Origin of the sequence: Paraburkholderia sp. (assembly GCF_024281035.1) — a bacterium.
GTDB lineage: Bacteria > Pseudomonadota > Gammaproteobacteria > Burkholderiales > Burkholderiaceae > Paraburkholderia.
Map to the genome: position 1 here is coordinate 1 of NZ_JAMXLH010000034.1, position 9357 is coordinate 9357.

Here is a 9357-nt window from a genome sequence, read left to right on the forward strand (position 1 = left end):
GGGCGACAACGTGTCGATCACGGTGAAGCTGATCGCCCCGATCGCCATGGAAGAAGGTCTGCGCTTCGCAATCCGCGAAGGTGGCCGTACCGTCGGCGCCGGTGTCGTTGCCAAGATCATCGAGTAAGCCAGTTAGTTCTCGTTGATCGGTTGTTTTCGGGGTTGGCGATGCCGCCAACCCCAAATGGTTTAGGGGTATAGCTCAACTGGCAGAGCGTCGGTCTCCAAAACCGAAGGTTGGGGGTTCGATTCCCTCTGCCCCTGCCAACTTTTCGCGCCTTAAGCGCGTTGTCTTTAAGGTGTTATGGCGAATCCTTCCGTCGAAACTGTTAATACTTCCAGCGACAAGCTCATGCTTGCGGCGGGCGTATTGTTGGTGGTGGCCGGGTTCGTAGGGTTCTACTGGCTCGGTAGCCAGGAGTGGTATATCCGCGGTGCTGCCCTTGCTGTCGGGGTCATCGCGGGGGTGGTAGTCGGTCTTCTCTCGGCGCCCGGCAAGAGCTTCATCGCGTTTGCCAAAGACTCGTACAAGGAAGTTCGCAAGGTTGTCTGGCCGACTCGCAAAGAGGCAACGCAGACGACGCTGGTGGTCTTCGGTTTTGTGCTGGTAATGGCGGTCGTTCTTTGGATTTGCGATAAGTCCATCGAATGGGTGATTTTCTCGGCGATTCTGGGTTGGAAATGATATGAGCGATACACCGGCATCCCCGAGCGGAAAACGTTGGTACGTGGTGCACGCCTACTCCGGTATGGAGAAGAGCGTGCAACGTGCGCTTCAAGAGCGCATCGAACGCGCCGGCATGCAGGACAAGTTTGGCCAGATCCTCGTTCCCACTGAAGAGGTGGTCGAGGTGAAGGGCGGTCACAAATCGGTGACCGAACGTCGTTTCTTCCCGGGCTACGTCCTGGTCGAGATGGAAATGACGGACGAAACGTGGCACCTCGTGAAGAACACGGCGAAGGTGACCGGTTTCGTCGGCGGAGCACGCAATCGGCCGAGCCCGATTTCGCCGCGCGAAGTCGAAAAGATCATGTCGCAGATGCAGGAAGGCGTGGAGAAGCCGCGTCCCAAGACCCTGTTCGAAGTCGGCGAGATGGTCCGCGTGAAGGACGGTCCGTTCACGGACTTCAACGGCAGCGTCGAGGAAGTGAACTACGAAAAGTCGCGTGTCCGTGTTTCCGTCACCATTTTCGGTCGCGCCACCCCGGTCGAACTCGAATTCGGCCAGGTCGAAAAGCTGTAAATCGAATTCCAACGGATCGCATCTTCGGATGCCATCCGTTCTTTCGCGCTTACGGTCCGCGTTACGGCCGTAGAGGAGCGCCAGTAGTCCAGCAGCTGCACGCCGGGCGAGAGCGCGCTACCACTCACCTGAACGCTCACGCGTTCCAACGAGGTTTTCAACATGGCAAAGAAAATCATCGGCTTTATCAAGCTGCAGATTCCTGCAGGTAAAGCCAACCCGTCGCCGCCGGTCGGTCCGGCACTGGGCCAGCGCGGCCTGAACATCATGGAGTTCTGCAAGGCGTTCAACGCGCAGACTCAAGCGATGGAACCGGGTCTGCCGGTGCCGGTCGTCATCACGGCATTCGCGGACAAGAGCTTCACGTTCATCCTGAAGACGCCGCCGGCTACGGTCCTGATCAAGAAGGCCGCCAAGCTCGAGAAGGGTTCGGCCAAGCCGCACACCGACAAGGTCGGCAACATCACCCGCGCGCAAGCTGAAGAAATCGCCAAGACCAAGATGCCGGACCTCACGGCAGCCGATATGGACGCAGCGGTCCGCACGATCGCTGGTAGCGCCCGTTCGATGGGCATCACCGTGGAGGGCGTGTAAATGGCTAAGGTTTCCAAGCGTCAAAAGGCACTGGCTGCCAAGGTTGATCGTCAGAAGCAATACCCGATCGCCGACGCCCTGTCGCTCGTGAAGGAATGCGCAACGGCGAAGTTCGACGAGTCGATCGACGTCGCTGTCCAGCTCGGCATCGATGCGAAGAAGTCGGACCAGGTCGTTCGCGGCTCGGTCGTTCTGCCCGCCGGTACGGGTAAGTCGGTCCGCGTCGCTGTGTTCGCGCAAGGTGAAAAGGCCGAACAGGCTCGCGCCGCTGGCGCCGAGATCGTCGGCATGGAAGACCTCGCCGAGCAGATCAAGGGCGGCAACCTGAATTTCGACATCGTGATCGCTTCGCCGGACACGATGCGCGTCGTCGGTACGCTCGGTCAGATTCTCGGCCCGCGCGGCCTGATGCCGAATCCGAAGGTCGGCACCGTGACGCCGGACGTCGCCACCGCGGTCAAGAACGCGAAGGCAGGTCAGGTGCAGTTCCGTGTCGACAAGGCCGGTATCATCCACGCGACCATCGGCCGTGCATCGTTCGAACCGGCAGCACTGCGCTCGAACCTCGACGCACTGCTCGAAGCGCTGAACAAGGCGAAGCCGGCAACGAGCAAGGGCGTGTACCTGCGCAAGATCGCCGTGTCGAGCACGATGGGCGTTGGCGTGCGCGTCGACCAGACGTCGCTCGCAGCGTAATGTTTTTGCCGCGCTGAAGTTTCGTTTCAGGCCTCGAACTCTGAACGAGGCAGCAGCGCGGATTTAAAGGGCTTTGGGCGGTTGTGCGGTGGCAGTTCGCATTGCATGACCGGTTGTCAAAGACCGTTGGCGGAAGTGCAGCAGTTGGGTGCTTCCTTAATTCAGAGCCAACGCAGATGGCGAACCCGAAAAGGTTTTGAAGTGCCGATGTGAGCGGGAGCGGGCGGCAACGTCCTCGAACGCAAGCTGAGTTACTCCGGACTGGTCGGTCGCCGTTGTTGAACGCGGCATCTGGCGTGAAAGCGTCGGGTGTCGAATCTGGAGGTTAACCGTGCCACTGAACAAAGAAGGTAAGCAGGCCGTCGTGGCTGAAGTCTCCGCGCAAGTCGTGAAGGCTCAGACCATGGTGCTGGCCGAGTATCGTGGAATCGCGGTTGGCGATCTGACCAAGCTGCGCGCGAAAGCGCGCGAGCAACAGGTCTACCTGCGCGTGTTGAAGAACACGCTGGCGCGTCGCGCTGTCGAAGGTACCCCGTTTGCTTCGCTGGCAGAGCAGATGACTGGTCCCCTGATCTACGGCATCTCGGAAGATGCTATTGCTGCAGCGAAGGTCGTCAATGACTTCGCCAAGGGCAATGACAAGTTGATCATCAAGGCCGGTTCCTACGAAGGCAAGGTGATGGACAAGGCAGGCGTGCAAGCGCTGGCCAGCATCCCGAGCCGCGAAGAACTGCTCTCGAAGCTGCTGTTCGTTATGCAGGCTCCGGTTTCCGGTATGGCGCGCGCTCTTGCCGCCCTGGCGGAAAAGAAGCAAGCCGAAGCTGCTTAATAACGGGCAAGCGGAAAGAATCGCTAGCTGTTTCCGAATTCAAATCTGGAGTAATTTCACATGGCAATCGCAAAAGAAGACATCCTCGAAGCCGTTGGCGCGATGTCGGTTCTCGAACTGAACGAACTGGTCAAGGCTTTCGAAGAGAAGTTTGGCGTGTCGGCCGCTGCTGTCGCAGTCGCTGGCCCCGCAGGCGGCGGCGCTGCTGCTGCTGCTGAAGAGCAGACGGAATTCAACGTCATCCTGACCGAAACCGGCGCAAACAAGGTGTCGGTCATTAAGGCCGTTCGCGAACTGACGGGTCTCGGCCTGAAGGAAGCGAAGGACCTGGTTGATGGCGCACCGAAGCCCGTGAAGGAAGCGGTGCCCAAGGCTGCTGCTGAAGAAGCCAAGAAGAAGCTGGAAGAAGCCGGCGCGAAGGCTGAAATCAAGTAAGTTTCAGCGCGCTGTGCGAAGGCTGGCGGTTTTTACACCGCCGGCCTTTTTGTGCTTTGTGGGAACTGCGTTTGAGTGTTCGATTTTTCAGGATCGGAGGCGTGAATGCAGAACCCAGAAGCCAAAGAAAATCGTCTTTCGATGCATGTTGCGCATGCATCTGACGACGCTTCTCTTTGTCTTCTGAAGCGACTGCAGAAGGCAAGTTTGGTCGGGCCGCGGGAAACGCAGTTATCTAATTCGGCATCCGCGGCCGTCAGCCAGCGGTTGGTAGAGGCCAACCACCAAGCTTCCAAGGCTCGCGAAGCCATCGGGTCTCAGTCGGTGAACACTCGGGTCGTTCCCATCGGGCAATTCTGCTCCGACCAACCCGCCGTGATTCGGAGATCGTATGCAATATTCCTTCACCGAGAAGAAGCGTATTCGCAAGAGTTTCGCGAAGCGCCCCATCGTTCACCAAGTTCCTTTCCTGCTGGCTACCCAGCTTGAATCATTCAGCACGTTTCTGCAAGCAGAAACGGCGATCGCACAACGCAAGCCGGAAGGTCTGCAGGCTGCGTTTACGTCCGTTTTTCCTATTGTTTCGCATAACGGCTTTGCTCGTCTAGAGTTCGTCAGCTACATGCTGTCGTCGCCGGCGTTCAACATTAAAGAGTGCCAGCAACGCGGCCTCACGTACTGCTCGGCGCTGCGCGCCAAGGTGCGTCTGGTGTTGCACGACAAAGAGTCGCCGAGCAAGCCCGTCGTCAAGGAAGTGAAGGAGCAGGAAGTGTACATGGGCGAAATTCCGCTCATGACGCCGACCGGCTCGTTCGTCATCAACGGCACTGAGCGCGTCATTGTTTCGCAGCTGCACCGCTCGCCTGGCGTGTTCTTCGAGCACGACAAGGGCAAGACGCACAGCTCGGGCAAGCTGCTCTTCTCGGCACGTATCATTCCTTACCGCGGTTCGTGGCTCGACTTCGAATTCGATCCGAAGGACGTGCTGTATTTCCGCGTCGACCGTCGCCGCAAGATGCCGGTCACGATCCTGCTGAAGGCGATCGGCCTCTCGCCGGAACAGATCCTCGCGAACTTCTTCGTGTTCGACAACTTCTCGCTGATGCCGGAAGGCGCGCAGATGGAGTTCGTGCCGGAGCGTCTGCGCGGTGAAGTCGCGCGTTTCGACATTACCGATCGCGACGGCAAGACCATCGTCCAGAAGGACAAGCGGATCAACGCGAAGCACATTCGCGACCTCGAAACCGCCAAGACCACGTTTATTTCGGTCCCCGAAGATTATCTGCTTGGCCGTGTGCTGGCCAAGAATGTCGTCGACGGCGACACGGGCGAAGTCATCGCGAACGCGAACGACGAAATCACCGAAACCGTGCTCGAAAAGCTGCGCGATTCGAAGATCAAGGACATCCAGACGCTCTACACGAACGATCTGGACCAGGGTCCGTACATCTCGTCGACGCTGCGTATCGACGAAACGGTCGACAAGATGGCCGCGCGCATCGCGATCTACCGCATGATGCGCCCGGGCGAGCCGCCGACCGAAGAAGCGGTCGAGGCCCTGTTCAATCGTCTGTTCTACAGCGAAGAAGCGTACGACCTCTCGAAGGTGGGTCGTATGAAGTTCAACCGCCGCGTCGGCCGTGACGAAATCACCGGCCCGATGACGCTGCAGGACGACGACATCCTCGCGACCATCAAGATCCTCGTCGAGCTGCGTAACGGCAAGGGCGAAGTGGACGATATCGACCACCTCGGCAATCGTCGCGTGCGCTGCGTGGGCGAACTGGCGGAAAACCAGTTCCGCGCGGGTCTCGTGCGCGTCGAGCGTGCAGTCAAGGAACGCCTCGGCCAGGCCGAAAGCGAAAACCTGATGCCGCACGACCTGATCAACTCGAAGCCGATTTCGTCGGCGATCCGCGAGTTCTTCGGTTCGTCGCAGCTGTCGCAGTTCATGGACCAGACCAACCCGCTGTCGGAAATCACGCACAAGCGCCGTGTTTCCGCACTGGGCCCGGGCGGTCTGACGCGCGAGCGCGCAGGCTTCGAAGTTCGCGACGTGCACCCGACCCACTATGGCCGCGTGTGCCCGATCGAAACGCCGGAAGGTCCGAACATCGGTCTGATCAACTCGCTCGCGCTGTACGCGCACCTGAACGAGTACGGCTTCCTTGAAACGCCGTACCGCAAGGTCACGGACGGCAAGGTGACCGACCAGATCGACTACCTGTCGGCGATCGAAGAAGGCCGTTACGTGATCGCGCAGGCGAACGCGGCCGTGGCCGAAGACGGCACGCTGACCGACGAACTCGTGTCGTCGCGTGAAGCGGGCGAAACGCTGATGGTCACGCCGGACCGCATCCAGTATATGGACGTGGCGCCGTCGCAGATCGTCTCGGTTGCAGCTTCGCTGATTCCGTTCCTCGAGCACGACGACGCGAACCGCGCACTGATGGGCTCGAACATGCAGCGTCAGGCCGTGCCTTGCCTGCGTCCGGAAAAGCCGGTCGTCGGTACGGGCATCGAGCGCACGGTTGCGGTCGACTCGGGTACGACGGTTCAGGCGCTGCGTGGCGGCGTGGTGGACTACGTCGACGCGGGCCGTATCGTGATTCGCGTGAACGACGACGAAGCGGTCGCGGGTGAAGTCGGCGTCGACATCTACAACCTGATCAAGTACACGCGTTCGAACCAGAACACGAACATCAACCAGCGTCCGATCGTGAAGATGGGCGACAAGGTTGCGCGCGGCGACGTGCTGGCTGACGGCGCGTCGACCGATCTGGGCGAGCTCGCGCTCGGCCAGAACATGCTGATCGCGTTCATGCCGTGGAACGGCTACAACTTCGAAGACTCGATCCTGATCTCGGAAAAGGTCGTGGCCGACGATCGTTACACGTCGATCCACATCGAAGAGCTGAACGTGGTCGCTCGCGACACGAAGCTCGGACCGGAAGAAATCACGCGCGACATCTCGAACCTCGCGGAAGTGCAGCTTGGCCGTCTCGACGAGTCGGGCATCGTGTACATCGGCGCGGAAGTGGAAGCGGGCGACGTGCTCGTCGGCAAGGTCACGCCGAAGGGCGAAACCCAGCTCACGCCGGAAGAGAAGCTGCTGCGCGCGATCTTCGGCGAAAAGGCTTCGGACGTGAAGGACACGTCGCTGCGCGTGCCCTCGGGCATGAGCGGCACGGTCATCGACGTGCAGGTGTTCACGCGTGAAGGCATCCAGCGCGACAAGCGCGCCCAGCAGATCATCGACGATGAACTGAAGCGCTATCGCCTCGACCTGAACGACCAGCTGCGCATCGTCGAAGGCGACGCGTTCCAGCGTCTCGCGCGCATGCTCGACGGCAAGGTCGCGAACGGCGGTCCGAAGAAGCTCGCGAAGGGCACGAAGATCGAGCAGGCTTACCTCGCCGATCTGGACCACTACCACTGGTTCGACATCCGCCTCGCGGACGAAGAAGCAGCGGCACAGCTCGAAGCGATCAAGAACTCGATCGAAGAGAAGCGCCACCAGTTCGACCTCGCGTTCGAAGAAAAGCGCAAGAAGCTCACGCAAGGCGACGAACTGCCGCCGGGCGTGCTGAAGATGGTCAAGGTGTACCTCGCGGTGAAGCGCCGTCTGCAGCCTGGCGACAAGATGGCAGGCCGTCACGGTAACAAGGGTGTGGTGTCGAAGATCGTTCCGATCGAAGACATGCCGTACATGGCCGACGGCCGTCCGGCAGACGTCGTGCTGAACCCGCTCGGCGTGCCGTCACGGATGAACGTGGGTCAGGTTCTCGAAGTGCACCTCGGCTGGGCCGCGAAGGGCCTCGGCTGGCGTATCGGCGAAATGCTGCAGCGTCAGGCGAAGGTTGAAGAGCTGCGTGTGTTCCTCACGAAGATCTACAACGAGTCGGGTCACCCCGAAGATCTGGACAGCTTCACGGACGACGAAATCGTCGAACTCGCACGCAATCTGCGTGAAGGCGTGCCGTTCGCGACGCCGGTGTTCGACGGTGCGACCGAAGAAGAAATGTCGAAGATGCTCGATCTCGCCTATCCGGACGACATCGCTGCGAACCTCGGCATGACGAAGTCGAAGAACCAGGTGCGTCTGTACGACGGCCGCACGGGCGAAGGCTTCGAGCGTACGGTCACCGTGGGCTACATGCACTACCTGAAGCTGCACCACCTTGTCGACGACAAGATGCACGCGCGTTCGACGGGTCCGTACTCGCTCGTCACGCAGCAGCCGTTGGGCGGTAAGGCGCAGTTCGGCGGCCAGCGTTTCGGTGAAATGGAAGTGTGGGCGCTCGAAGCGTATGGCGCTTCGTATGTGCTGCAGGAAATGTTGACGGTGAAGTCGGACGACGTGACGGGCCGTACGAAGGTGTATGAGAACCTCGTCAAGGGCGATCACGTCATCGACGCGGGCATGCCGGAATCCTTCAACGTGCTGGTGAAGGAAATCCGCTCGCTCGGCATCGACATCGACCTCGACCGCAACTAATCGGACTACGGAGAGAAGGCAATGAAAGCTCTGCTCGATCTATTCAAGCAAGTCCAACAAGAAGAAGTTTTTGACGCGATCAAGATCGGTCTGGCCTCGCCGGACAAGATCCGCTCGTGGTCGTTCGGTGAAGTGAAGAAGCCGGAGACCATCAACTACCGTACGTTCAAGCCGGAACGCGATGGTCTGTTCTGCGCGAAGATCTTCGGGCCGATCAAGGACTACGAGTGCCTGTGCGGCAAGTACAAGCGCCTGAAGCACCGTGGCGTGATCTGCGAGAAGTGCGGCGTTGAAGTCACGCTCGCCAAGGTGCGCCGCGAACGCATGGGCCACATCGAGCTGGCCTCGCCGGTCGCGCACATCTGGTTCCTGAAGTCGCTGCCGTCGCGTCTGGGCATGGTGCTCGACATGACGCTGCGCGACATCGAGCGCGTGCTGTATTTCGAAGCCTACGTGGTGATCGATCCGGGCATGACGCCGCTGAAGGCGCGTCAGATTATGACCGAAGAGGATTACTACAACAAGGTCGAGGAATACGGCGACGAATTCCGTGCCGAGATGGGCGCGGAAGGCGTGCGCGAGCTGCTGCGCGCGATCAACATCGACGAGCAGGTCGAGACGCTGCGCACGGAGCTGAAGAACACCGGCTCCGAAGCGAAGATCAAGAAGTACGCGAAGCGCCTGAAGGTGCTCGAGGCCTTCCAGCGTTCGGGCATCAAGCCCGAATGGATGGTGCTCGAAGTGCTGCCGGTGCTGCCGCCGGAACTGCGTCCGCTCGTGCCGCTCGACGGCGGCCGTTTCGCGACGTCGGACCTGAACGACCTGTATCGCCGCGTGATCAACCGTAACAACCGGTTGAAGCGTCTGCTCGAACTGAAGGCGCCTGAAATCATCGTCCGCAATGAAAAGCGGATGCTGCAGGAAGCCGTCGATTCGCTGCTCGACAACGGCCGCCGCGGCAAGGCGATGACGGGCGCGAACAAGCGTCCGCTGAAGTCGCTCGCCGACATGATCAAGGGTAAGGGCGGTCGCTTCCGTCAGAACCTGCTCGGAAAGCGCGT

At 60.1% G+C, this 9357-nt stretch carries 7 protein-coding genes, 1 tRNA gene and 2 pseudogenes; all 10 read left to right on the forward strand.

The window, feature by feature from the left end; genetic code table 11:
• A pseudogene (locus tag Q0L30_RS12490) lies at positions 1-127 on the forward strand (elongation factor Tu); the annotation flags it as partial.
• A gap of 64 nt (positions 128-191) precedes the next feature.
• Positions 192-267 (forward strand) — tRNA-Trp (locus Q0L30_RS12495).
• 37 nt (positions 268-304) lie between these two features.
• On the forward strand, positions 305-685 hold the full coding sequence (secE, locus tag Q0L30_RS12500; RefSeq protein WP_293040320.1) for a preprotein translocase subunit SecE: 381 nt from the start codon (positions 305-307) through the stop codon (positions 683-685).
• 1 nt (position 686) lies between these two features.
• Positions 687-1244, forward strand: coding sequence for a transcription termination/antitermination protein NusG (gene nusG, locus Q0L30_RS12505; RefSeq protein ID WP_026121916.1), 558 nt, complete (start codon positions 687-689; stop codon positions 1242-1244).
• Positions 1245-1406: 162 nt separating this feature from the next.
• Positions 1407-1838 (forward strand): 50S ribosomal protein L11, encoded by a 432-nt coding sequence (rplK, locus tag Q0L30_RS12510; RefSeq protein WP_293040328.1) that lies wholly within the window; start codon positions 1407-1409, stop codon positions 1836-1838.
• On the forward strand, positions 1839-2534 hold the full coding sequence (gene rplA / locus Q0L30_RS12515; RefSeq protein ID WP_293040330.1) for a 50S ribosomal protein L1: 696 nt from the start codon (positions 1839-1841) through the stop codon (positions 2532-2534).
• Positions 2535-2865: 331 nt separating this feature from the next.
• Positions 2866-3363 carry a 50S ribosomal protein L10 gene (rplJ, locus tag Q0L30_RS12520; protein WP_296655374.1) on the forward strand — a complete coding sequence of 166 codons (498 nt, stop codon included), beginning with the start codon at positions 2866-2868 and terminating at the stop codon, positions 3361-3363.
• 60 nt (positions 3364-3423) lie between these two features.
• The gene (rplL, locus tag Q0L30_RS12525) at positions 3424-3798 is read left to right on the forward strand and encodes a 50S ribosomal protein L7/L12 (protein ID WP_293040336.1); all 375 of its coding nucleotides are present in this window, start codon (positions 3424-3426) and stop codon (positions 3796-3798) included.
• Between the two features lie 391 nt (positions 3799-4189).
• Complete coding sequence (gene rpoB / locus Q0L30_RS12530; RefSeq protein ID WP_296655378.1) at positions 4190-8296, forward strand: DNA-directed RNA polymerase subunit beta; 4107 nt, start codon at positions 4190-4192, stop codon at positions 8294-8296.
• Positions 8297-8317: 21 nt separating this feature from the next.
• Positions 8318-9357: pseudogene (locus Q0L30_RS12535) on the forward strand (DNA-directed RNA polymerase subunit beta'); the annotation flags it as partial.